Origin of the sequence: Phascolarctobacterium sp., assembly GCF_045124115.1 — a bacterium.
Taxonomy (GTDB): domain Bacteria; phylum Bacillota; class Negativicutes; order Acidaminococcales; family Acidaminococcaceae; genus Phascolarctobacterium_A.
The window spans coordinates 17,408-39,004 of record NZ_JBGVLF010000008.1 but is presented as its reverse complement, the minus strand read 5'-3'; the positions used below and the strand labels follow the sequence as shown (position 1 = coordinate 39,004).

The 21,597-nt window shown below is 46.9% G+C and carries 31 protein-coding genes; all 31 read right to left on the bottom strand.

Annotated elements, in window-relative coordinates; all coding sequences use genetic code 11:
• The coding region (locus tag ACJMM4_RS01405) for a phage tail tape measure protein (protein ID WP_405382743.1) at positions 1-3,146 on the bottom strand (3,146 nt) is incomplete at its 3' end.
• Between the two features lie 20 nt (positions 3,147-3,166).
• Positions 3,167-3,601 (bottom strand): hypothetical protein, encoded by a 435-nt coding sequence (locus tag ACJMM4_RS01400; RefSeq protein WP_405382741.1) that lies wholly within the window; start codon positions 3,599-3,601, stop codon positions 3,167-3,169.
• A gap of 101 nt (positions 3,602-3,702) precedes the next feature.
• Positions 3,703-4,008 carry a phage tail assembly chaperone G gene (gene gpG / locus ACJMM4_RS01395; RefSeq protein WP_405382739.1) on the bottom strand — a complete coding sequence of 102 codons (306 nt, stop codon included), beginning with the start codon at positions 4,006-4,008 and terminating at the stop codon, positions 3,703-3,705.
• A gap of 52 nt (positions 4,009-4,060) precedes the next feature.
• Positions 4,061-4,672 (bottom strand): major tail protein, encoded by a 612-nt coding sequence (locus ACJMM4_RS01390; RefSeq protein ID WP_405382737.1) that lies wholly within the window; start codon positions 4,670-4,672, stop codon positions 4,061-4,063.
• Positions 4,673-4,678: 6 nt separating this feature from the next.
• Positions 4,679-5,023: a hypothetical protein gene (locus ACJMM4_RS01385; RefSeq protein ID WP_405382735.1), complete on the bottom strand. Its 345-nt coding sequence runs from the start codon at positions 5,021-5,023 to the stop codon at positions 4,679-4,681.
• Positions 5,024-5,037: 14 nt separating this feature from the next.
• Positions 5,038-5,487 (bottom strand): HK97-gp10 family putative phage morphogenesis protein, encoded by a 450-nt coding sequence (locus ACJMM4_RS01380; RefSeq protein ID WP_405382733.1) that lies wholly within the window; start codon positions 5,485-5,487, stop codon positions 5,038-5,040.
• Positions 5,488-5,527: 40 nt separating this feature from the next.
• Complete coding sequence (locus ACJMM4_RS01375; RefSeq protein ID WP_405382731.1) at positions 5,528-5,848, bottom strand: phage head closure protein; 321 nt, start codon at positions 5,846-5,848, stop codon at positions 5,528-5,530.
• A 13-nt stretch (positions 5,849-5,861) separates the two neighbouring features.
• A complete protein-coding gene (locus tag ACJMM4_RS01370) occupies positions 5,862-6,125 on the bottom strand; it encodes a head-tail connector protein (protein ID WP_405382729.1) in 264 nt (87 codons plus the stop codon).
• An 18-nt stretch (positions 6,126-6,143) separates the two neighbouring features.
• A complete protein-coding gene (locus ACJMM4_RS01365) occupies positions 6,144-7,361 on the bottom strand; it encodes a phage major capsid protein (protein ID WP_405382727.1) in 1,218 nt (405 codons plus the stop codon).
• Positions 7,362-7,382: 21 nt separating this feature from the next.
• A complete protein-coding gene (locus tag ACJMM4_RS01360; RefSeq protein WP_405382745.1) occupies positions 7,383-8,237 on the bottom strand; it encodes a head maturation protease, ClpP-related in 855 nt (284 codons plus the stop codon).
• Between the two features lie 49 nt (positions 8,238-8,286).
• On the bottom strand, positions 8,287-9,687 hold the full coding sequence (locus ACJMM4_RS01355) for a phage portal protein (protein ID WP_405382725.1): 1,401 nt from the start codon (positions 9,685-9,687) through the stop codon (positions 8,287-8,289).
• Positions 9,688-9,700: 13 nt separating this feature from the next.
• The gene (locus ACJMM4_RS01350; protein WP_405382723.1) at positions 9,701-11,464 is read right to left on the bottom strand and encodes a terminase large subunit; all 1,764 of its coding nucleotides are present in this window, start codon (positions 11,462-11,464) and stop codon (positions 9,701-9,703) included.
• On the bottom strand, positions 11,457-12,002 hold the full coding sequence (locus ACJMM4_RS01345; RefSeq protein WP_405382721.1) for a phage terminase small subunit P27 family: 546 nt from the start codon (positions 12,000-12,002) through the stop codon (positions 11,457-11,459). Before ACJMM4_RS01345 ends, ACJMM4_RS01350 begins: the two co-directional genes overlap by 8 nt.
• A gap of 138 nt (positions 12,003-12,140) precedes the next feature.
• Positions 12,141-12,584, bottom strand: a complete 444-nt coding sequence (locus ACJMM4_RS01340) for an HNH endonuclease (protein WP_405382719.1) — start codon at positions 12,582-12,584, stop codon at positions 12,141-12,143.
• Positions 12,585-12,820: 236 nt separating this feature from the next.
• Complete coding sequence (locus ACJMM4_RS01335; RefSeq protein ID WP_405382717.1) at positions 12,821-13,282, bottom strand: hypothetical protein; 462 nt, start codon at positions 13,280-13,282, stop codon at positions 12,821-12,823.
• Between the two features lie 25 nt (positions 13,283-13,307).
• Positions 13,308-13,685: a hypothetical protein gene (locus ACJMM4_RS01330; protein WP_405382715.1), complete on the bottom strand. Its 378-nt coding sequence runs from the start codon at positions 13,683-13,685 to the stop codon at positions 13,308-13,310.
• Positions 13,686-13,708: 23 nt separating this feature from the next.
• Positions 13,709-14,152, bottom strand: a complete 444-nt coding sequence (locus ACJMM4_RS01325) for a single-stranded DNA-binding protein (protein ID WP_405382713.1) — start codon at positions 14,150-14,152, stop codon at positions 13,709-13,711.
• Positions 14,149-14,370 carry a hypothetical protein gene (locus ACJMM4_RS01320; RefSeq protein WP_405382711.1) on the bottom strand — a complete coding sequence of 74 codons (222 nt, stop codon included), beginning with the start codon at positions 14,368-14,370 and terminating at the stop codon, positions 14,149-14,151. The genes ACJMM4_RS01325 and ACJMM4_RS01320 overlap by 4 nt, the downstream gene beginning before the upstream one ends.
• Positions 14,364-14,576, bottom strand: coding sequence for a hypothetical protein (locus tag ACJMM4_RS01315; protein ID WP_405382709.1), 213 nt, complete (start codon positions 14,574-14,576; stop codon positions 14,364-14,366). The genes ACJMM4_RS01320 and ACJMM4_RS01315 overlap by 7 nt, the downstream gene beginning before the upstream one ends.
• Positions 14,570-15,160, bottom strand: coding sequence for a type II toxin-antitoxin system PemK/MazF family toxin (locus ACJMM4_RS01310; RefSeq protein WP_405382707.1), 591 nt, complete (start codon positions 15,158-15,160; stop codon positions 14,570-14,572). Before ACJMM4_RS01310 ends, ACJMM4_RS01315 begins: the two co-directional genes overlap by 7 nt.
• A gap of 4 nt (positions 15,161-15,164) precedes the next feature.
• The gene (locus ACJMM4_RS01305) at positions 15,165-15,461 is read right to left on the bottom strand and encodes a hypothetical protein (RefSeq protein WP_405382705.1); all 297 of its coding nucleotides are present in this window, start codon (positions 15,459-15,461) and stop codon (positions 15,165-15,167) included.
• The gene (locus tag ACJMM4_RS01300; protein ID WP_405382703.1) at positions 15,442-15,897 is read right to left on the bottom strand and encodes a hypothetical protein; all 456 of its coding nucleotides are present in this window, start codon (positions 15,895-15,897) and stop codon (positions 15,442-15,444) included. The genes ACJMM4_RS01305 and ACJMM4_RS01300 overlap by 20 nt, the downstream gene beginning before the upstream one ends.
• A 28-nt stretch (positions 15,898-15,925) precedes the next feature.
• Positions 15,926-16,255: a hypothetical protein gene (locus tag ACJMM4_RS01295; RefSeq protein ID WP_405382701.1), complete on the bottom strand. Its 330-nt coding sequence runs from the start codon at positions 16,253-16,255 to the stop codon at positions 15,926-15,928.
• Entirely contained in the window at positions 16,252-16,536 is a 285-nt protein-coding gene (locus ACJMM4_RS01290; protein WP_405382699.1) for a hypothetical protein, read from the bottom strand. Before ACJMM4_RS01290 ends, ACJMM4_RS01295 begins: the two co-directional genes overlap by 4 nt.
• A gap of 3 nt (positions 16,537-16,539) precedes the next feature.
• Positions 16,540-17,832: a ParB/RepB/Spo0J family partition protein gene (locus ACJMM4_RS01285; protein WP_405382697.1), complete on the bottom strand. Its 1,293-nt coding sequence runs from the start codon at positions 17,830-17,832 to the stop codon at positions 16,540-16,542.
• Between the two features lie 3 nt (positions 17,833-17,835).
• Complete coding sequence (locus ACJMM4_RS01280) at positions 17,836-18,618, bottom strand: ParA family protein (protein WP_405382695.1); 783 nt, start codon at positions 18,616-18,618, stop codon at positions 17,836-17,838.
• A gap of 182 nt (positions 18,619-18,800) precedes the next feature.
• Positions 18,801-19,193: a VRR-NUC domain-containing protein gene (locus ACJMM4_RS01275; protein ID WP_405382693.1), complete on the bottom strand. Its 393-nt coding sequence runs from the start codon at positions 19,191-19,193 to the stop codon at positions 18,801-18,803.
• Positions 19,194-19,303: 110 nt separating this feature from the next.
• Entirely contained in the window at positions 19,304-20,059 is a 756-nt protein-coding gene (locus ACJMM4_RS01270; protein WP_405382691.1) for a DNA-methyltransferase, read from the bottom strand.
• Entirely contained in the window at positions 20,056-20,379 is a 324-nt protein-coding gene (locus tag ACJMM4_RS01265) for a hypothetical protein (RefSeq protein ID WP_405382689.1), read from the bottom strand. The genes ACJMM4_RS01270 and ACJMM4_RS01265 overlap by 4 nt, the downstream gene beginning before the upstream one ends.
• Entirely contained in the window at positions 20,376-20,642 is a 267-nt protein-coding gene (locus tag ACJMM4_RS01260; protein WP_405382687.1) for a hypothetical protein, read from the bottom strand. Before ACJMM4_RS01260 ends, ACJMM4_RS01265 begins: the two co-directional genes overlap by 4 nt.
• Positions 20,596-21,576 carry a hypothetical protein gene (locus tag ACJMM4_RS01255; RefSeq protein WP_405382685.1) on the bottom strand — a complete coding sequence of 327 codons (981 nt, stop codon included), beginning with the start codon at positions 21,574-21,576 and terminating at the stop codon, positions 20,596-20,598. Before ACJMM4_RS01255 ends, ACJMM4_RS01260 begins: the two co-directional genes overlap by 47 nt.
• Positions 21,577-21,597: the final 21 nt, after the last annotated feature.

The window sequence follows — 21,597 nt, the reverse complement described above, 5'->3', positions numbered from 1 at the left end:
TTAATGCCGTTCCATGCGGTTGTTAAACCGGTCTTTAAGGCGTTGCCCGCTGTCGTGGCTGCCGTCTTAACGGCATTCCACGCGGTACTACTTGCCGTCTTAATTGCATTTTCCGCGGTGCTAACCGCTGTCTTAATGCCGTTCCATGTGGTTGTTAAACCGGTCTTTAAGGCGTTGCCCGCTGTCGTGGCTGCCGTCTTAACGGCGTTCCATGCTGCGCTACTTGCCGTCTTTATGGCGTTTTCTGCTGTTGATACGGCGGTTTTAATTCCATTCCATACGGTTGTAATTGTTGTTTTGATCGCGTTTACAATCGTTGTTATGGTTGTCTTAATTCCATTCCATACCGTAGAAATTGCCGTACTGATCGCGTTAATAACGGTTGTGATCGCCGTTTTAATCGCGTTCCATGCGTTCGTTAAATTCGTCTTTGTTTCGTTGATGTTTCCAGACAAAAACGACTTTATAGCATTGAAAATATTTGTAATCGCCGTTTTGATCGCGTTAATAACCGTTTCTACCGTGGTCTTAATTCCGTTCCATACATTTGTTACGGTGGTCTTAATTCCATTTACTACGGTTTCTACCGTTGTCTTAATCGCGTTCCATACGGTTGTTACTACCGTCTTAATAGCGTTTACTGCGGTTTCTACCGCGGTCTTAATCGCATTCCATACGGTTGTTACTACCGTCTTAATGGCGTTTACTGTGGTTTCTACCGCTGTCTTAATGGCGTTCCATACGGTCGTTACTACCGTCTTAATGGCGTTTACCGTGGTTTCTATCGCTGTCTTAATGGCGTTCCATACGGTCGTAGCTGCTGACTTGATCGCGTCCAGAACTCCTGTAAAGAACGTTTTAATAGCGTTCCACGTATTCGTAAAGAACGTTTTAACGCCCGTCCACAACTGATCCCACGACGTACCGAACCAACCTAAAAACACGTCCGCAATGCCTTTAATAACGCCTATAATGGTGTTAAACGTGTCTTTAATGAACGTCCAATAGGTATTAAAGATATTTTTAACCGCCGTCCATGCGCCGTCCCAGTCGCCCGTAAATACTGCCTTAAACAAATCAAATACGTTTAATACTTGGTTTAATACCAAATTGATCACGTTTAAAATCTGCTGCAAAACTCCGGTTATGATCGGGGCTAACAGGTTGCAAAAACCAACCCATATATTTTTTATCGTTTCCGTTATGTCTGAAAACGATATGCCTAAATCTCCTAACCTTTGCTTTATTCCGTCTGCAAAACCGCTAAACGCCTCTTTAACGCCGTTCCAAATCTGTATAACTGCCGCCCGGAACTCTTCGTTAGTGTTCCATAGCGTGATAACAACCGCCGTTACCGCTGCTATTGCCGCTACCGCTATTGCTACCGGACTTGTTAGCAGTGACATAGCCCCGCCCATTCCGTTGATAGCCTCCATAGCGTTACCAAACTTTTTCGTTACGGTTCCGACTTTCTCAATAACGTTTCCCACCGCCACCAACATAGGCGCGATAGCAGCGACAACCAAACCAATTTTAACAATGGTTTCTTTCTGGCTGTCGTTTAATCCGTCGAACCATTCCGCTAAACTATGCACCTTTTCTGCTACTGTCTGCAAAACAGGCTGCAGCACGGTTAAAATGCTCTGTCCTAACTGGATCGCGGTGTTTTTCAGTTCTGTTAATGTCTGCTGCAGCTTATACGCGGTCGTGTTGCTCATGGTTTCAAACGCCGTGTTTGTTGCTCCGGTGCTTGCATTCATTTCCCCTAACATATCGTTAAAGTCGCTTGCGCCGTCGCCTAACAGAATTAAACCGGCTTTTGCTGCCTCGCTGCTGCTAAACATATCGCTTAATGATAAATTCTGTTCTTTTGCTGCCCCGTCTACGATTTCCAGAACGTCGCCCAAACTGGAACCACTCGCCATTAACTCGCTAAATGATTTTCCGGTTTTCTCCCTTAAAATCTTGTCCGTTGTGCTGCCGGTCTTTCCCAGTTCGTTTAACATACTGTTAACGTATGTCGTACTTTCCGCTGTTGCTACGCCGTTTGCGGTCACGATCGCATAGGACGCGCATAACTGGTTAAATGCTACGTTGTTTGCGTTCGCTGTCGGTATTACTTTACCCATAGCCGTTGATAACTCGCCTACGGTCGTTTTACCTTTGTTCTGTGTCTGTACTAACAGGTCGGAAACTTCCGTTACTTTTCCTGCCTCCAAACCATACGCATTTAATACCGTTGATAAAATGTCGATAGTGTCCGAACTTTCCGCAAAACCCGCTGTTGCAAGGCGTGTAGCTGCAGTAACAAAATTAACCGCCTCGCCCGTTGACTGCCCGGCAGAAATGGCGTTATAAACGTTATCGGCAATTTCTGTACTGCTAATGCCGGTCTGGTTAGACAATCCTATAATTGCCTTTCCCATATCGTCTAAACTAACCTCTGTCGTGTCCATAATGGTTCCAACTTTGGCAAGCGCGGTTTCAAAACTTACCGCCATTGTTGCCGATACGGTACCAACCCCGGCAATAGCGGTCGTTATTCCCATCATTTTTTCGCCCGCGCCTTTGATCTTGCCGCCTGCCGTTTCCATCTTTTCGCCAAATTCTTTTATATTGGCTGCAGATAGTTTCTTTTCTACGTTGCCTAACTCAATTTCCATGTTGGCAAGTTCTTTATTGGCTTTATCGGTGGCTTTCTCTACGTTCTCTAACTGCTGCGCGGTGCTTTGTATTTTGCCCTCGGTGTTACCCAGTTCGGATTTTAAAGCGGCTAACTGCTGCTCTAATTTCTTTGTTTCCTCGCTGTCCTCTCCGGTGGCTTTTTTGCTGTCCTCTAATGCCTTTTCTGTTTCGGCAATTTTTGTTTTTAAATCGCCCTCTTTGTTCTGTAACTTCGTTAATTCTTCTCGCAGCTTTTCGGCGTACTCATTGTTTAACTTGATCTTGTCTTTTTGCGTGTCGATCTTTGCCGTTAACTGTTCAGCTTTCGCCTGCAGCTGTCCTTGGCTGTCGCCCAATAATTTAGCCTTTTGCGCTGCAAGGGAATATTCCGTTTGAATGTCTTTCATGGACTGGGCTACTTCTTTCATCCCGCTTTTGTACTCGGAAACGTTAGCCCCAATCTTTACGCTTGCATTAGCCACGGTATACCCCCTTTCTGCTTCTACTCTTTGTTTTCGTCCACGGTGTTAATTTCAAATTTGACATATTCCAAAAGTGTCATAATGTCCGATTTCATACATTCGTCGTAACCTGTGCTTAATACTCTGGTTCCGATCTTAATAACACGGTCTACGCTTTCCTTTAACGCCGCCCAAACGTTGCCCGCCTCTTCTTCTTCCTCATAGCCGTTTTCCCGGTCGTAATCGTCAAACGCGGACTTTTCAACCTCTACCGGCGGTTCGTCTGATAATTCGTTAAATTTAGCCGCTACAATGGACTGCATAACAAAATGTGCGGTATTGGCAGCCCTTAAAAACTGCCCCATTTCAACGGTTTTTAATTCCGTTAATGTCGGGTGTTCCGGGTATAACTCCTGCAGTATTCGCATATTGAAATATATATTTTCCATTACGTCGCTGCTGTTGTTCTTACTCATAAGATCGCAATACGCCCGGAACGCCTCAACGCTCACTTTATTTGTTTCGTAATGCCTGCGGTGCAAGCGGTCTAAATGGCAAGTAATACAGATTTCCGGTATTACTCGCCTATTCCAAAAGTTGCTTTCATCTTCTCAACTTTCTCTTTCAGTCCCGCAGCTACCATAGCGTCAACCGCCATAAACTGATAAACTACCTCGCCTGCGTCTGCTGCTTTCAGTTCTTCCGCGGTAAACTGCCCGCCAAACGCAACTACAAGCCCCTCGCGCATTTTTTTAATGTCGTCGCGGCTATAGTCGCCGTCCGGGTTTACGGTGTCCCTAATGTCGCAGAACTCTTCATAATCGCCCGCGCTGATCCCGTTACGCTCATACTCTTTGTTATTTAAGATCATTGTAATTTTCATGCCGTTATATCCTCCTAATATCCGTTATGCCTCTGTTTGTCTTATGCTCTTTTTATGCTGCTGTCGCCTTTGGTTCCTGCACCTGTTCAAACCACTTCTTAATAGCTGCTGCCGCTCCGGTGTTCTCTGCTACTAAGTTGTCCTCGTCTACGCGCACGTCGTAAAGGTGATCGATCTCTCTTTCATGGAAACTACCCTTGATAGTTTCGGTCTGTGCGTTTGGCTTTTTGCCCTTTGTTTCGCGGTTCTCGTCGCGTCCCTCGGCAAATCTGCCGACGTAAAGCCATACAAACTCATACTTGCCGTTCAGCTTTCTTTCTCTGTAACCCAGTGCAACTTCCGGTGCTTTGTCGTCGCTGCTCTTCATCAGATAGCCATTTTCGAACTTGTGCCCGAAAAGAAAAGCTAAATCCTGCGGTGCAAGGCTGTTAACTTCAAGTTCAACTTCGGTTCCCTCATATGCGTCAAGGCTTTCTTCGGTTCCGTCGTCGCTCTCTAAATCCTCGGTGCTGCGCTTGTCGCTAATCTTTGCTTTGATCGCGCGCGCAAGTTTAATAGGTGTTCCAGTTGTGTATGCGGTCTCAGTGTTTTCTGTAACAAGTGCTACATAAAAGTCACGCAAACCAACAAAACGACTTCTTTTAATTTCTGCTGCTGCTGCCATAATCTTTTATTCCTCGCTTTCGTCCATCATGTAAAAACGCATTGCCTTGTTATAAAGTCCGGGCTTTTCCTCTACGTCCTGCCCCTCTTGATAATCAAACCCCGCGTTTGTTAACAGTTTCTTTACTTCTTTTTTGAGGTCTACCGCGTCGTATGTGCCCCAGATATTAACCTGCAGGTATGCTTCTGTTAACTCTGCCGCGTCGTCGCAGTGCCCCTCGTCGGTGTCCGTTAGGTTCCATAACGTAATATGCGTTTTCTGCAACTTCTCGTCGTACCAACCTTGTTTTACTGATATGCCCCGCTTACTGATCGGGGCTAATGCTTTCGCTGCAAGTGCGATAATATCCATATTGCCGCCCCTTTCTAATCGTTGCCCAGTTTGCTATTTAGATAGTTCTGCATTTCGCTTTCCGCTGCCGCGTCGAACGCCGCCCAACATTCGTTTATAGTGCTATAAATAAAATCGCGCGGTGCCATTTTGTACGTGCCCCACTCTACAAACTTCATGTAAAAAAACGCGCTGCTGTCGGCTTTTTCCCAACCTACCGACGCGGACGGTTCGCCGCCGCTCATTTTGATACCCGATACCGGTATATTGTCGGCAGCGTGCCCCGGTGGTCTATAACCCCGTTTTCCGCTCTTCCGGTTGTTTGCAGATCGTTTAATTTTGCCTTTCATGCGTTCGGCGGCAATGTCCCGGCTTTTCGTAACAATGCGCCTTTCTATCTGCTGCAGTTCGTTTTCGTCTGCAAGGGCGTTAACCTGCTGCACTAACTCGTTTAGCCCCTCAAAATCCATAGTTATAAACGCCATCTTTCCCGCCTCCTGCCGTTGTGTCACAATATGACACTTTTTAGCTTTGCCGGTTCGCTTTCAGTAATGCCGTTGTTTTCTCGTTCTTCTTTAGGCTAACGTGGTATAGGTCGTATAACTCGCCCTCATACCGTACAACGTACTTTTTGCAGTGTGCCCGCAGTGTTTTAACCTTTTTGCAATACCTCACTTCAAAAATGATCGTATTTTCAAGTTTGGCGTTTAGCGCGTCGTAAATCTCTTCACCGTAAAGGTCTATCGGTGTCGCCCACACGTTGTTATAGTAGTCCACATAATCAACGTGTCCGCGTCCGTCGTCTACCTCTTCGCGCTTTTCCAAAATGTCTATTTTTACGTCCATTGCTGCCGCCCTCCTACAATAATTCTTTGATTGTCATAGAGGAAACGGCAGCCTGCAGCGTGCCCGGCTTGTCTGTGTATTTGTCCCGGTTGTCATAAAGGTCTTTCACGCTAACCAAAATTAACAACTGCTGCCGGGCTGTTGGCTTATCTCTGTTAAAGTCCGGTTTCTTTTCGGTCAGATCGTCCAGAACGGCAGTTAGCATTAACTGTAACAATTCGTCGTCGTCGTCATAATCGACGCGGGCGTACTGCTTAACCGTTTCTAAATCCAACATATAAACCGCCCTCCGATATTATCCGTTAACTGCTTCTGTGATCTCGCCAAATACAAACGCCTTGGTATCAACCTCTCTAACGTCGAAACGGTCGCGCACCTTTACGCCGGTCTGATCTTTGCCCCACAGGTCGCCCGCGGTGTTACTGATCTCGATAGTCATGTTTTCGCGGTCGAAAAGAGTAATAGCCTCTTTAAGATCGCCGCAAATAATAGGGTATGCGTAGCCGGTAACGGCTTCCCCCGCCTTAACCTCTCTGGTTGGCAGTGTCTTATTCATCAGCTTAACAACCGGATATGCGCCAAAAAGAATTTTCTTTGTAGGCTGTGTAGGGTCTGGCTGCATGATATAGTTACCGTCGCTGTCTTTCATCTTGTCCAGATAGTTAAAACCGGACTGGTTAGTAATGATAACTGCGCCTGCTGCAATCGCAGGATCAAGATCAACGTTAAACACGTCTTTCAGCCCGTCAATGCCGTTAATAGGCTTTACGGTGCTGCCCTCTTTGCCGAACTTTACAACGTCCTTAATCTTTGCAAGGATAAACGCGTTACGGGTAGCGCGGGTTTTCTTTGCAATGTACTTTTTCAGATAACCCATGATGTTTTCTGCGGTGTCCTGCAGCAACTCTTCGGTAATCTTTAAGATACCGCCCTTTTTGGTAATCTTATATTCCACGTTTCTAAACTGTGGTGTTGCTGCATCCGGGAACTGTGCCGCCTCGTCTACGTTGTCCCATGGTGTCGCGTCTGCGTCCTCTTCGATCACGCGGGAACCGGTTAAAGTGCTAACCTTTTCCACGTTTACGTACTGCTCTAAATCGTCGTCAGTGCGGCGCAGTTCCTCGATCTGTGTTCTAATGTCCTGTGGCACGGTTAAACCGCCGTCTTTACCGCTGTTTGTTCCCTCTGCCATAGCGTTATAAATTTTAACGTCCTCTGCGTCCGCTTCTACGCGTCTAATGCCTGCTGTGAGTACGCCAATAAACGCCTTTACTTTCTGCCCGATAGTAGGCGCGTTATCTACTACCCTTGCGCTGCCGCCTGCTGCTGCCGCACCTGCTGCGCCCGCTGCTTCGTCGTCAAGGTCTTTAATGCAGTCAAACATTTCCTGCATTTCGTCCAGTTCCTTTTTAGCTGCCTTTACCTTTGCAAGATCGCCGGACTGTGCAAGGGCTTTAACCTCTGCTACCTTTGCGTTGATCTTTGCCAAAAGTGCCTGTGCCTGTCTGTTCATATGCTTTACCTCGCTTTCTTCTTATGCCCCGTAATTATCAAGGCTGTTAATGATGTCCTGCAGTTCCTGTTTTTCTGCTGCTGCTTTTGCCGCTTCTCTTTCGTCCAGTGCCTTAACCACTGCCGCCACAATATCGGCTGTGCTGTCTGCAGGCTTTAACAGGTTCTGCGGTGTGTGTCTGTACTGCCCGTAATAGCTGCTACTTGCCGCTACTGCTGCAGTTCCGTTATCAGTATCAAAATTAAAGTATTTCTGCGCCGTGGTTGCTCCTAACCATGTTTCGGCGTTTACTAATTTTGTAATCTGATCGCGGGTAACTCCGGCTTTCGCCTTTGTCATGTAAATATCGGTCATGCAGTCCTGGCACGCGTCAAGGCGTTTAATAGCGTCTTTAAAGTCGTTCGCGTTGCCCCATGCAATCGTTAACGGCTTGTGTACCATGAATTGCCCGCCGGTATGAATTACTACACGGTCGCAGCCGGAAACGATAACCGACGCAATAGACGCGGCTAAACCGTCTACGTGTCCGGTTGTCTTTCCTTTGTGTCTGCGGATCATGTTAGCGATAGCAAGCCCCGCGTATGCGTCGCCGCCTCCGCTGTTCATAAAAATATCTACCGGCGCGTTGTCCGGGATAGCGTTAAAAAAGTCCTGCACGTCCTGCGGGCATTTATCCTCTGCAAAATCGGCAGTTTCCCACGCCGCGCCGCCAATATCTCCGTAGAAATAGAGTGCTACCGGTGTTTCTTCCGGCTCTTCGTCCGGGTTTTCTTCCTCTTCGCTCTGTGGCGGGAATAATAGCGTTTCTTCTTTTTCTCCCTCTTCCTGCTCGCCGTCGTCCTCGGTTTCCTCCGGTTCTTCGTCCGCGTTTCGCATTTCCACATATCCGACGTTCTTTAATTCTCCTGTGATGTAATCACGGGCTTTAAAGTTCAAACGTTTTCTTCTCATTGGCTCCGTCCTCCTTTCCTGTCTGCTGCCCGGTTCCGGGTGCTGCTGTTTCGCCTGTGCTGCCGTTGTTCCCTGCTCCGGCGGTTGTGGCTACTTCGTTTTCAGCTTTTTTAATTAACAGCTGCAGCGGCATATATGCGCCGTTAATATACAAATCGTCGCCGCCCGGTTTGTCCGGTAAATCTTCTTTGCGGCGTGCCTCGTTTGGGGATCTGATCGCGTTGTTAACCTCTGCTGCCAGAATTTCAGTTTGTGTTTTACTGTCTGTTCGCAGGATCGCGCGTTCATTGAATTTATAGAAAAATCCTTTTTCCTCTTGCTCCGGTGTGAGGCATTTATAATTTATTTCCTCTTCGTACCCTTTGAGTATGAAAAGTTCCGTATCAACCAAAAACGACAACTGCTGCATTTCGCTATTTGCGTAGCTGCTCTTTTCGTAGTCGTTTAACTGGTTTGGTTTTACGCCAAACGCTGCCCCGATCTGTAGGGCGTTGTATTTGCGCAATTCAAAAAACTGCGCGTCTGTTAACTTCACGTCAAGCGGTGTTAATTTAAAACCCAACGGTACCGGCATAATGCGCCCGGTGTTCTTTGCGCCGTTTCCGAACTCTTCAAACGCTGCGCGCAGCTTTTCGCGGCTCTTCTGGTCTATGTCGCCGGTGTACTCTAAAACCGCCTTTGCTGTCATGCCCGTTTCGTATAAGCTGCTTTGGTAATTCTGCGCCGATAAATTGCCCTCTACCTGCTCTTTTAAAATCTGCTGCACTGGCAGCCCGCAAATGCCGTCAATGCAATGTGAGGTTTTAAAGTGCATTACCTCGCTGCTGTCGAAAACGTAGCTTTTACCGCTATAACGGTCTGTGTACCAATACCAAATACGCCCTTTGCCCTCAAATATGCCCGCGTCGTCTATAATGATCTGCACATTTTCCGACGGCATTAACCACAACGCGACTGGTTCATAGTCGCCGCCATACGTCCGGCGTGTAAACCTCATTTGTTTCCAAACGTAGGCGTTGCCGTAATGGTTGCGGTTCATCTCTACTGCGTTCCATAAAACCGTAGGTGTCATAATTTCGTTAGGGCGTTTACATAGCAAATACGCCATTTTGTCTAACTCTGCCTCTACCGTTCCTTTGGCGGTTTTCTGGTAGAACTTAACGGGCATTTTTGCCAGTGTTTCCGACAACATTTTTAGACACGTAAAGTATGTGATTTCAGACATAACGCCTTTTCGCTTTTTGCTAATTCCCAACCACTCTAACAAACTTTCGTCGTTCATATTTGCTGTTTGTCCTAACCCGGTCTGCTGATCCGCGGGCGCAAAACCTAAATCACGGCGTATATTTGTAATTATCTTTCTTGCCAAATTCATTTTTACACCCCCTTTACTTTTGGTCTTTGTATTGTTCCAACATTGCCAAATACTCGTTTACCATTTCGGACGTATCAACCAAATATTCGTCTTTCATTGCCATAACCCACGCGTCTATAACCGCGTCTACCGGGTCTATGCGATCCTCGGTTAAATCCTTGTCTATTTTTATCTCGCCGTAACTGTTGCTAATCGTCTTTGCGTTTTCAATAGACAATGTTAACAGTTCGTTACCCCGGTCATACTCCACATTTCCCGCCATGATCTCTAAACGAAAATCTACCGTAGGGTCGTTTAATATTCTCGGTGTTTGCGTGATACTTAAACAGTCGTAACCCAGTCTTTCCAGATCGCCAACAAACGCGCTTGCGTTGTGCGGGTCGTAGCAAATCATTTTAACGTCAAGGTCATACGTTTCTATCAGCTTTGACAAATGGCTAATGATATATTTGTAATCGGTTTTTATGCCGCCTAATGTTTCCGTCACGGTCAAAAGTCCGCGCTTAATGTAAATGTCATACGGCACGCCGTCGTATTGTATATGTTCGTCTACTCTCTTTGACGGCATAAAAGAATGTGAGTAGATATAGTATTTTTTCATATCGCCCGCCATGAACGGGAAAACTAACGCTATACTTGTCAAGTCGCCGCCCGCGGACAAATCCACGCCGCAATAACATTTCTTGCCCCGGAACGCTTCTAACTGTCTTTCCGTTCCCAGTGCTTTCCATGTTGCTATATCTTTGATATAACGGTTGCTCGCCCACTGTACCCACTGGTTTAGCTGCTTTACTAAAAAGTCCCTTAAATCCTCGCCGCCCATTTCTTTAGCGGTTATAGATACCGGTATCATGTTTTCCAGTGCTTCGGGGTCGTACTCTAACGCCGGGTTAGCCTTTACCCAGTTATCCGGTTTATAAAGGTTGTCGCCCTCGTCCATTTCTGCGATAAATACAAACTGTGTTTCGTTTGTCAGTGATCCGTTTAAAATCTTCTTGCACGTTTCGTATAACTTGTAACACGGGCTTTTGAGGTTAAAACCTGCGGTAGTAATAACGGATATTAGCGCAGATTTCATTTTCTTTATGCCGCCCTCCAAAAGTTTATACATCTGGTTTGTGCGGTGCGCGTGGTATTCGTCAACGATACCTAACAACGGTCTAAAACCGTCTATGCTCTTCGTGTCGCCCGATAGCGCGCGTATGATACTTTCAGTAATCAAACAATCTATCGTGCTGTTATGCTCATGCACCTTAAACAGTGCCTTTAACTCTGGATCGCTGTTTATAAACTTGACAACCTCTTTAAAAACAATGTCTGCCTGTTCTTTTTTGGTTGCCGTACAATAAATTTGCCCGTGGCGGTATCTTACAAAATTACCGTAGTACGCCGCCAAAATGCCGTTTAGAAATGATTTACCGTTTTGTCGTCCTAACTGCACGTATGAGGTACGGAACCGGCGGGCGTGTATGCCCGTTTTTGCGTCTGCCGTCTTTTTACGCCAACCGTTCAGCGATCCCAAAATAAAACACTGGAACGGGTATAAAATAACGTTCTGCTGATCCTCGCCCTCTGCTATAATCAGTGTTTCCGCAAAGTTTATAATGTCCTCTGCTTCGTCAACGTCAAAATAGTAATTAAACGTCGGGTCGTCTTTGCTGCGCTTAATGTCGTTTATGTGTCTTTCGCAGGCTTGCTTTACTGTTTTACCGGCGGCAATCTTTCCGGCTAATACCTCGACGGCGTATTGCGTCGTTCGATCTGATACGTTAATCATTGCCCGCCTTTGCAAACTTCATAAACTTGTTTTCCGGCGGCGGTTCTTTAGATACCGGCACCGCTAACCTGCAGCGGCTCGATATGGTTAACCCAAAATCTGCCGCGCCCTGCCTGCATTCTTTGAAAACACGCCCGCGCATGATCTGCAGCTTATCGTATGCGGGGTTAACCTGCATTTCTTCCATTTCGACGTAAACGGGGTTTCCGTTTTCGTCTGTCCTTTGCAGCGATACCCGCACCGGTACCATTAGCTTTGTTTTCTTTAGCTGCCGGTTAATCTTTATAAATTCGTCCTCTACAACGATCAAACGCCCCAACGCGTCGCAGTCAAGGTTTGTAACTATCTTTAGTTCCAATAGCTGCCCGGCAATTTCTCTAAACCGTTTCTTTTGTTTGGCTCCCAGAAACGCGGGCGGTACTACGTTGTCGTCCTTTGCGTTGATCTCTGTTTTTTCGCGCTTCTCAATCTCTGCTTTCGTTAGGTGCTTGCGCCCTTTTGCCTGCAGAACGCTAACCGGTTGTCGTGTTCCTGCCATCTGTTAACCCCCTTTCTGCCGTTTCGCCGTAATGTGTCACAATATGACACTAATAACGCCCCCGGCAGCCTATACGGGAGAAATTTCGGTGGGGAGTTCTCTCCACGGAAGAGGGGAAGCGGGACTATTTAGCCTGCCTCAAAACAATTTTGATACCCCCACCCTGTCCCACTCGGTCGCTACCAACTGCCGCAGGGTCGCTTGTGTTGCCGCCTTTGTCACGGGGTCGCGATCATACATAGCGTGTATTGTGTTGTGCGTCCCGCTCGCTAATGGTATGAGGTTGTACGCGTCAAGCCTGCGCGCCCAGTCCTCTGTTAACTCTGTGATATGGTGGACTATATCGGCGCGCCTTATCTCATGCAGCACATGGTAGGCGTATAGGTCTATGTAATCGTAGGAAGATAGGATAATACCGCGGGTTCTCTGCCACTCTTTAGAGATATAGAACGCCGCCGTTTTGCTGTCCCTCCTATGCTCGTTATAGTCTATGTAACGCTGCTTCTTTGCTGCCTCGCACGCGTCGCATAGCTTTATTTCCTGCGGTATCAATTTACCGCACCTGCACATATGCAATAGCACTATATAGCCCCCTTTATAGCCCGTATATACGCCCGCCCGGATAGACGGGCGTATACCTTTAGAGGCATAACGTATATTGCGCCAAATAAAAAAGCGACCACCAAATATAGCCGCTTTCCTACTCCGGCACACTATATATTGTATCTGTGCCGTTTCTGTTTTAACAGTTCATGTTTTTTTCACGTTTTTTTCATTTTATCCACATTTACGCCCCAGTTATCCACCGTAAAAACGCGCTATTTGTGGATTGCTTCAATCCCGAACAATTTAACCGCTAATATGTTCACTAATTCGCTAACCCAACGGCGCGGCGTGCTGTCGCCCATTGGCATTTTATCGGTTATTTGCTCATACGTCATTTTCTCAAAAAAGTACATTTCAAAAACTGTAAATTTGCTTTTTTCGGTTTCTTCCTGCATTTCTGCAATTCCACGGGCTAAAATCCCAATAACGGCGTTCGTGGGTGTCTGCGCTTTTTCGATTAGCTGCAAAAACTCATTTTCTGCGCCGCCTGCTGCCAGTACGCCGTTTTTTGTGCTGCTAATCAAATTCCCGTACTGTTTCAAGTATTTAAAAGTCATATTATAGGCTTTTCGGCTTTCCTGCGCCTGCTGCTCCCTCTGGTATGCTTCAATCGCTTTCTTTGCTGCCCGATCTGCCGCCCTTTCTATGATTTTTTCTAATTCCTCTTTTTCCACTGCTGCCGCCTCCTGCCCTTTGTGGCTATTTTGCCTTTTTTTGTGGTCGGTGCCTGCGTCGCATTGGTAAACCGTGCATTTTACGCCAATTATTCGTATTTTGCCGTTTTTCGCGCCGCCGCTGTGCCTCTGCCTCCATTTCTTTATAGAAAATCACGCTTGCTGCTAAAACGTGCTGCTGCAGGTCTGCCAATGCGTCCTCTGCCGTTTCCGCTGCAATTCCTGTTTTTCTAAACCCGTTAGCCACTTCTATGATCGCGTCGTTTGTGTCCTCAATCTGCACTTTTGCCATTTTCTCGCAATCTGCATTTTCTGCAGTTTCCGCATTTTCCGCAATTTCTGTAATTTCGCATTTTACCGGCAATAGCGCGTTTTTGATAAATCCAAATAAGCGTTTTAACATTTCCTCGCCCCCTTTAACCGGTATTATGAAAAAGGCAATTCTTCGTCGATACCGTCCGGTATATTCAAAAAACCGTCGCTATCTGTTGCCGGTGCCGGTCTGCCTGCTGCCGCATTTGCGTTATTTCCGCTATTTCCTCCGGCGTTCTTGCTTTCTGCAAACTCTATATCCTCTACCACAACGTCGGTGGTATAAACCTTTTGCCCGTCGCGGTTTGTGTATGATCCGGTCTGTATTCTTCCGGTTGTTACTACCTTTGTCCCCTGCTTCATGTATTTTTCGATAAATTCCGCAGTTTTGCCAAATCCAACGCATGAAATAAAGTCTGCGGACTGCTGCCCGTCCTGCCTTGCGCCTCTTCTGTCTACCGCAAGCGTAAAACGTGCTATGCACGTCTGATCTTGTCCCTGCGTATATCTAATTTCTGGATCGCGTGTAAAACGCCCCATTAAAATAACCTTGTTCACTTCCTGCCCTCCTGTTTTCTCTTCTTTTCTGCTTTGCGTGCCGCCCTTTTCTCTTTTCTGTCCTGCCAGATCGTTTTTATAATGCTTGCTGCAACTGCTAACACAATAACCGCAAATCCTAACAGGACTAACGCCAAAATAACGCAGCCGGTAGCGGTTAACAGTAATATTAACCACGTATAGGCTATTTCTAATAACGCCGTCGCTGTTTCTAGCACTTTCCCGCCCCCTTTGCTATGATATTCACATTTTTACGGATAACCTCGCCGCAGCTTAACTTTTCCCATGCGCCGCCGGTGTTTTCCGGTTCCTCTTTGTGCTGTTTGCACTCATGCGCACCGGGGCATATATCGCACGCCCCGGCTAACGCCATCATTTCTACTATGTTGTCGGTTTCTTCCACGGTTCCCATAATTGTTAACACGTCGTACCCCCCCCAATAACTAAACGCCTGTTTTTCTCTAACATATCCTCATAGAGTGATTTATAAAAATCCTTTTCGCGGATCGCTGCCGCCTGCTGCCCCTGCAGTGTTTCTAACTGCTTCTCATGCAGTGCTGTTAACTCTTCTGTAATCTGCTTTTTCAGCTTTTCCGCGTCTACTGGTTCGCCTGCTGCTTCTGGTACCTTTAATGCCAGTGCAACCGCTAACGCTTCGTCTATCTGCTGCATTTCTCCCGCTGTCGCTGTCCCGTAATAGCCGCCTATACGCTGTTTCGATACTGTTGAAATAGTTTCGCATAATGCAATACTTACTTTCTGTGAACTGCAAATATAAACGTGCGTCGGTAAATCCTTTTTAGGCTGCGTCGTTAAATAAACTACCGTTACGTCGTCGCTGTGCTTGTTTCCGGTGTCATTTGATACAATAACCGCCGGTCTGCCTGCTGCCTGTTCGCTGCCTACTACCTGCCCGCCTCGCTCTATGTAATAAATATCGCCCCTTTTATATTCCTTTGGCGTTCTGTTCTCCATCTGTCTAAAAATATTGTTAACTGCTCTGCTCATGCTCTTAATTCTCCCATTCTTTAATAATTGCACCGTCCAGAAACTCTAACAGTTCGTTGTTTTCCTGTGTCTGCCCCTCTTTGCTCATTTCCTCGCACATATTCAAGATGTTTTCACCCACGGCAATAACTCTAATGCTTCTTTCTACTTTCGGTACTGCGTCATTAAATGCAAGCTGCATTTCTTTTCTGCCGTCCTCAAACTCTACTAAACGCGCGGCGGTAATAATACCCGCCGCTTTCGTCTGATCCGTGAAAAACGGTGTTAAATCCTGTTCGGTTTTAATCTTGTTTCTGTTCATGGTTGCCGCCTCCTAATCTTTCCGTTATTGTTCTGCAAGCCTCTACAAAATCTGCGTTCTTTTCCGGTAAATCCATACTTTCGACTTTGCCAAACAACTTGTTAACCTCTTTTGCGATCTCGATACGCTCTAACAGGTCGTCCGTTGCCTTAAACTGCTTTTCGTACTCTGTCAGTACGCCCACGGTTGCGGTTGCTGCTGTGTTCTCTCTGCTTGCTCTAACAGCTGCCCCCCCAACGAACAAAACGAATACTGCGGCGATCATAAGCAATACAATTAACTTTCTGTTTCTCTGCTTTGCCGCTCCGGTTTCTCTCTGCGCTGCCTCAATCTCTTCTTTCAGCTTCTTTTCTCGCTGCCAGTAAATCAATTCGCACTTAATGCCCGGTTCTCTGTTGGTTTCTACTCTTTCTACTGTTGGTCTAATAAGTTCCATATGCTCTAAATGTCCTTTCTGCTTTGCTTTAATGTGCCCGCCCGTTATACCGCGGTTTCTTCTCAACCGGTGCCAACCTCTGCCCGCACCGGAAACAATAATTATCTGTTTTCATTCTGATACCTGCGCCGCAGTCCGGGCACCGTGCCCGGCTGCCGTCCATGCGCACCGGCTTTTTAATTGCCTTTGTCAGTGCGTACCGTATCGGTTTATAGATGTTCAGCGCATTTAACCGCATTCCAACCATTGCCGCCATTTTCCCGTTTGCCCGCGGTGCTATGTGCTGTTCGTAGTTTTTCGCGATCATGATAACGCGGTCTATCCACTCTAACGCCTTTTCTAACCGTTCCTGCTTCATGCGTCCATTTCTCCCAACCACGCCATAACGTCTTTAATGTTGTCGCCCTGGGCTACTGCAGTAATTCTAATTCCGGGGTTGGCTTTCAATGTCAGATCGTCGTTATATGCAGCATTGTAATAAACCAATTTCTGCGCAATGTTGGCATACGGGTTAATGATATATTCCGGTTCGCTCATGCCCTTTGTTTCGATACGCGCGCCCACAAAACGCGCATTGTTTGCCTTTGCGTTGTTAAACAGTGCCTGCAGCCCTGTTTTTGTAATTCCTGCTTTCGCCATTGTTTAGCCCTCCTTAATAACCTTTGTGCCTAAAATGCAATAACCATCTGTTAAACCGGTGTAACCCTCTAACATATAGACAATTTCCGCAGTGATCACGCGCCCGGTGTTTCTTCCGTCCTTAAACTCGGACATTTCCAGTAAATCGCCGGTTTTATAGTCGCGGTCATTCTTTAACAGTTCAAACGCCTTTTTGCCGCTCGCTACGTCGTCGTAGTTTGTGGCAGCTAAACGGATATAGTGCGTTTTGTGCTTATTCTGTGGCGGTTCCTGCTGCCCTGCTGCCGCTTTCTGCGCTTCCTGCATACTTTCGTATACCTCGCCGGTTGTGCTGTCTACAACGCGCGCCTGCGGTGTTTCCGGCTGCTCCTGTTTTGTCTGCACCTGCTCCTGTTCTGCGGTATTTACCGTTTTTGTCGTGTTCTTGTCCTCGAACGTGCCGCAATTAACGGTTGTTGCCGACTTGTTATAGCAGTCGCCCCAGTGCGTGCAACGGTAACAAATGCTTTCTACGTTCTGCTGATCGTTCCCGTAGTCCGGCGTTTCTGCTGCCTCTGCCGGTTCCGCTGCCTCTCTTGCCTGTCTGCTGCTTAATTCGCCGCGTTCCTCATAAGCTGCTAACGCTGCCTGCTGCCCTGCTGCGTCCATCTTTGCCACGGTATACGCCGCGCTAAAATTGATACGTTCGGCTTTTAATGCGTCCTGCAGTTCCGGTATTAAATTCTTGCTTATAGTTTCCATCTGTCCGACTTTCGCCGCGCTATAATTCAAGATCGCCGCCACGGTGTCACGTAAACGCCCGTTCTGCAGGTCGTACCCTTTCAGTTTTTCGCCGTTGTCTTTCATTGCCTGCAGGGTTTCTTTTAACTGCCGTTCCTCTTCGATCTGCTCCCACACGGTTTTAACTCTCTGCCGGTTGCACATGATAATTTCTATCATTTCGGCGCGTTCGTTCTCCGCGTTTCTGATCTGGCACGTAGCAACGGCAAATTCTTTATAACCCTGCTGCACTAACAGGGTTAACGCCCTCCAACGTCTTTCCCCGCCTAACAGTTTATAGTTTTCGCCGCCCTCTGCCGCCGGGCAATATGTAACGGTCAGATTTTCCAATAACCCAACGGCTTTAATATCCTCTGCCAATGCCTCTATATCCTGCATAGCGTAGAAATTGCGCCCGTTCGGGTAAATGTCTGATATGTTAATATCTTTGGTTCTAAATCTGCCGCCCGGTCTGTCCTCTGCCTGCTGCTTCGTACTGCCGTTTAATGCGTTCAATACGCTAAAACCTCCTGCCATGTGTTAAACCTCTCTTTCTTCCAGATCGTGCAATAACTCGCGTGCTACTTCGGTGTAATCTTTGGTTGCTGCGCCGTTCTTGCTAAACGCCGGTAACGGCATTTTTGATAATGTCGCCTTTTGTGCCGTAATACTGCGGCGTATTGCCGTTTCGTACACGTCGAACCCGCTATAATTCTTTAAATAGTCCTCAAACTCGCGGTTTGCTTTGTTTCCCTGCTTCATGGTAAACAGGACTTTTAACCTTATGTCCGGTTTGATCGCTTTTAAATCCTCTAACTGTTCGCCCAACTGCTGCAGCCCGTCTATCTCATAGCCGCCGAACGGTACCGGGGCTATAATTAAATCCGCTGCAATCACGGCGTTTAACACGGTCATATCAAGCCCCAACGCGCAATCCATAATAACAACGTCGTAATCAAAACGCCCGGTTGCCTGCAGGTCGTCTAACGCGCTACTGATCCGGTGTAACTGCTCCCGCTCGGTATCTCTCATAACGTCTACGTTCGCCTGCATTAAATACATATTCGCCGGTACAATGTCTAACAAGTCGTAACCGGTGCTAAAAATGCAGTTATCTAACGTCCTGCTGCCGTTCATAACGTTATGTGTTCCGGGGCTGTCCGGGTCGTACTGGTTTAATACTTTGCTTGCGTTGCCCTGCATATCGCAATCAATTAACAAAACGTTCTTTCCGAACTGCTGCGTTATGATGTGCGCAAGGCTAACGGCTGTCGTGGTCTTACCTATGCCGCCTTTAAGGTTTAATACTGCTACTTTCTTCATGCTCTAAATGCCCTTTCTATCTGGTTATTATGATTTCAACGCCGCGCGCCCGGCAGCGTTCTATAAAATCCTTTGGTATATACACCGTTTCAAAAATGTATATCTGCTTTGTGCGCCGTTTCTGTAATAGCTTTTCTGCCTGTCCCATGCTCATACATAACTGCGCACCGTTTAGCAATCTGTTATACATTGGTGTCTATCGTACCGGCTAAATACTGCTGCAGGTATAAAACCGCCTGTTCTGCTCCATAAGCTACCCGGCAGCAATAGCCCTGTGCGTTCATATCCTGCATAAACTCTAACTGTAGGTCTGTTGGTTTGTTCTTGCCGTATTTCATTTCAAGATAAAGCCCATGATAGCCGCCAACTGCTGCCGGTAAAAACAGATCGCTAACGCCTGCCTTTACGCCCTGCATTTTGAGGCGCGCCGCCTCTGTCGGGTTACGTTTCCCCCCGTTCGGGATATGGTGCAACCACTTTAACGCCGGGTGTCTTGTCTGGTTTAATGCCGCCCACTGGATAACCGCCGCTTGTTCGCTGTCCTCGCAGCGTTTCCCGTAATACTGTCGCGCCATGTTATGCGCCCTCTCTTTCTGCTTTTACTTCCTCGCTGCAAATGTCCCAATATTCGCAAAACAAGCAAATATGTTTGCAGTCTTTTGTTTTAATCATGTGTATGATCTTCTCAATTATCTTTCGCATATTGCGCCGCCTCTGTTTCTATCCTCTCTTTTGCAATCTCAAACGCCGCTTTGTCTAATTCCATGCCGATAAACTGCCGCCCGGTTCTAATGCAAGCTACGCCTGTGCTGCCGCCGCCCATGCAGTTATCTAATACCGTTTCGCCCTCGTTGGTGTATGTCCTTATCAGATATTCCAATAGACTAACCGGCTTTTGTGTTACGTGGTAACGGTGCGTCTGATCGCCGTTAGAAAACGTCTGCACGTCTACCGGGTAACGGTCTGTACTGTCGTAAACGGTGTTTCTTTTCTCTGATCCGTAGCAACTCGCGCCGGTGTTCTCCCTTACATACTGGTTACGTGCAAACTTTCGTTTGTGCCCGTGCGTCATTTGTGGGTTATACGTCGGCGGCTTTTTATAAAACACCTCTATGTTTTCGTGTGCCCGCAGCGGCATTCGTTTAGCGTTTAAATGCCCTTTCGCCTGCGTCTTTCTCCATATCCATTCATAGCGATAATATTTTAAATTGCTCATAACAAGCTGCGACGTGAACGGCTGCGCAGAAAATAGAACTATTGCGCCGTTGTCTTTAATTATGCGGTTGTACCCCCCCCACAGTTCCACGGGGTCTATAACACTGTCCCAACTGTTTTTCGTTGTTCCATACGGCAGATCGCATAAAATCATATCTACGCTTTTATCCGGTATCTGTCGCATTAACTCCAAACAATCGCCCTGCAGTAATTCTGCTTCTTTCATTCGCCTTTTTCCTCTTCCGTGTGTCCCTCATACCATGTTTGATCTGCCCCGCCGTATACAAGCGTTGGTATATTCAAGTCGCTTCTGTTTTGGATAAATTTAGACGTGTCGCAGAACTTGTGCATAACCGGTTCTGTTGCGTAATATAAACCAACTAGATTTTTGCCTTTGTTTACCATCAGAAACCAACCGTCCGCGTCGTAATGCAGTTCGTTTCTGTCCATTTCTTCAATGGCTTTCAAATTGTTGTAGTGAATTCCGCAGCCTAAACCAATTACAAGCGCGGTTAAAAGCAAAACGCATTTTACTTTCTTTTTCATTTCTTCCCCCTCTCTTTCATCTGCCTTTCAATCCTCTGCGCCGGTCGCTCCAACTGCTGCGCCTTTCCCAGTTCAACTAAAATATGCGGCTGCGGGCAATCCGTAATTAACGTGAACTTCTCAACCGGATAACCAAAAATCTCTTTTCCCCTGCGCGCTACCGGTGTCATAAGTAACTGCGCGTCTTTTGGGAACCCCTGCAGGTATTCAATTAAATTACCTGCTGTGAACGGTGCCCCCTCCTGCTTTTTCTTCTTTGCCATCTTTTAACCTGCCTTTCCTCATGCGTACCCGGATATAATACCGGGCGTTCCAATCGTTAAAATAGATTTCTGCATTTGTGTATATATAACCGGCGTAACGCTTTTGTGTTTCGGTGTAACGCCGGATATAATCGCGGTCTTTAACCATCTGGTTAACTGTTTTCTGTTTCGTCTGGTGGTGTTTCTTCTCCGGTGGCTTTTCAAGGTTTGCCGATCCGTTCCAACGCTTTTGGTATTTCTTACGCGTGGTGTCCTGCTTCTCTTTAACCATGTACGCCGCCGCGCCTCTTATGCCGTTTTCGTCTTTTTCTATCTTGCGCAGTTCGTTACGCTGCCCGTATTTCCACATTGCGTTTACTTCGTCCAGTGTCAAACAATCGCCTTGTAAAAATAAATGGTGGTGCGCTCTAACCGGCTGTCCCTCTTCGCTAACCGTTTCTGTTACGTATAGGTATTTCGCGTTAGCATAGCCCCGGCGTTTCCTCTTGCCGTTGATGTTCCGCAGATAGCGTTGTATGCACTTTTGCGCCTCTTCAAACTCTGGTTGTTCTCCGGCATACGTGAGGGTTAACCAATAGTCGGCGTTAGTAAAATTGTGTTCTGCCAATCTCCAAAACTGTTTACGGCTGTTCTTGCTGTTTAGCTTTTTCTGCGCTGCTCTCTGTTCTGCTTTCTTTACCGGTTCTATTCCCTCCGCTGCTGCCTGCTGCTTCGTAAACTCCGGGTATATCTCTATTTCCAACTGATCGCCTGCGTAAACCTCTTTAGTGGCGTAAACGCTTTTTACTTTGCCCTCTTTTAAAAGTTGCTCTATTAAATATTCGTCCCAGTCCTCTACGCTTTGACTGTATAACGCCTCATAGTCGTAATCTATGTATCTATTCTTTCGGCGTTTCCTCCCTGCCTGGGCTTTCCTCTTTCTCTTCCCTGCCATCTGTACCGCCTCTATCTATTT

Excerpts from the sequence above, each read along its gene's own strand:
- ACJMM4_RS01290 (WP_405382699.1), bottom strand. The coding sequence starts at position 16,536 with ATGGCGAAAGCAGGAATTACAAAAACAGGGCTGCAGGCACTGTTTAAC.
- ACJMM4_RS01385 (WP_405382735.1), bottom strand. The coding sequence starts at position 5,023 with ATGGATATTATCGCACTTGCAGCGAAAGCATTAGCCCCGATCAGTAAG.
- ACJMM4_RS01370 (WP_405382729.1), bottom strand. The coding sequence starts at position 6,125 with ATGTTGGATTTAGAAACGGTTAAGCAGTACGCCCGCGTCGATTATGAC.
- ACJMM4_RS01280 (WP_405382695.1), bottom strand. The coding sequence starts at position 18,618 with ATGAAGAAAGTAGCAGTATTAAACCTTAAAGGCGGCATAGGTAAGACC.
- ACJMM4_RS01355 (WP_405382725.1), bottom strand. The coding sequence starts at position 9,687 with ATGAATTTGGCAAGAAAGATAATTACAAATATACGCCGTGATTTAGGT.
- ACJMM4_RS01360 (WP_405382745.1), bottom strand. The coding sequence starts at position 8,237 with ATGCGAAACGCGGACGAAGAACCGGAGGAAACCGAGGACGACGGCGAG.
- ACJMM4_RS01375 (WP_405382731.1), bottom strand. The coding sequence starts at position 5,848 with ATGGACGTAAAAATAGACATTTTGGAAAAGCGCGAAGAGGTAGACGAC.
- ACJMM4_RS01390 (WP_405382737.1), bottom strand. The coding sequence starts at position 4,672 with ATGGCAGCAGCAGCAGAAATTAAAAGAAGTCGTTTTGTTGGTTTGCGT.
- ACJMM4_RS01310 (WP_405382707.1), bottom strand. The coding sequence starts at position 15,160 with ATGAGCAGAGCAGTTAACAATATTTTTAGACAGATGGAGAACAGAACG.
- ACJMM4_RS01380 (WP_405382733.1), bottom strand. The coding sequence starts at position 5,487 with ATGGCGTTTATAACTATGGATTTTGAGGGGCTAAACGAGTTAGTGCAG.
- ACJMM4_RS01295 (WP_405382701.1), bottom strand. The coding sequence starts at position 16,255 with ATGAAGCAGGAACGGTTAGAAAAGGCGTTAGAGTGGATAGACCGCGTT.
- gpG (WP_405382739.1), bottom strand. The coding sequence starts at position 4,008 with ATGAAAATTACAATGATCTTAAATAACAAAGAGTATGAGCGTAACGGG.
- ACJMM4_RS01270 (WP_405382691.1), bottom strand. The coding sequence starts at position 20,059 with ATGAAAGAAGCAGAATTACTGCAGGGCGATTGTTTGGAGTTAATGCGA.
- ACJMM4_RS01305 (WP_405382705.1), bottom strand. The coding sequence starts at position 15,461 with ATGAACAGAAACAAGATTAAAACCGAACAGGATTTAACACCGTTTTTC.
- ACJMM4_RS01365 (WP_405382727.1), bottom strand. The coding sequence starts at position 7,361 with ATGAACAGACAGGCACAGGCACTTTTGGCAAAGATCAACGCAAAGGTA.
- ACJMM4_RS01345 (WP_405382721.1), bottom strand. The coding sequence starts at position 12,002 with ATGGCAGGAACACGACAACCGGTTAGCGTTCTGCAGGCAAAAGGGCGC.
- ACJMM4_RS01275 (WP_405382693.1), bottom strand. The coding sequence starts at position 19,193 with ATGGCGCGACAGTATTACGGGAAACGCTGCGAGGACAGCGAACAAGCG.
- ACJMM4_RS01285 (WP_405382697.1), bottom strand. The coding sequence starts at position 17,832 with ATGGCAGGAGGTTTTAGCGTATTGAACGCATTAAACGGCAGTACGAAG.
- ACJMM4_RS01300 (WP_405382703.1), bottom strand. The coding sequence starts at position 15,897 with ATGGAACTTATTAGACCAACAGTAGAAAGAGTAGAAACCAACAGAGAA.
- ACJMM4_RS01255 (WP_405382685.1), bottom strand. The coding sequence starts at position 21,576 with ATGGCAGGGAAGAGAAAGAGGAAAGCCCAGGCAGGGAGGAAACGCCGA.
- ACJMM4_RS01265 (WP_405382689.1), bottom strand. The coding sequence starts at position 20,379 with ATGAAAAAGAAAGTAAAATGCGTTTTGCTTTTAACCGCGCTTGTAATT.
- ACJMM4_RS01330 (WP_405382715.1), bottom strand. The coding sequence starts at position 13,685 with ATGTTAAAACGCTTATTTGGATTTATCAAAAACGCGCTATTGCCGGTA.
- ACJMM4_RS01350 (WP_405382723.1), bottom strand. The coding sequence starts at position 11,464 with ATGATTAACGTATCAGATCGAACGACGCAATACGCCGTCGAGGTATTA.
- ACJMM4_RS01400 (WP_405382741.1), bottom strand. The coding sequence starts at position 3,601 with ATGAGTAAGAACAACAGCAGCGACGTAATGGAAAATATATATTTCAAT.
- ACJMM4_RS01260 (WP_405382687.1), bottom strand. The coding sequence starts at position 20,642 with ATGGCAAAGAAGAAAAAGCAGGAGGGGGCACCGTTCACAGCAGGTAAT.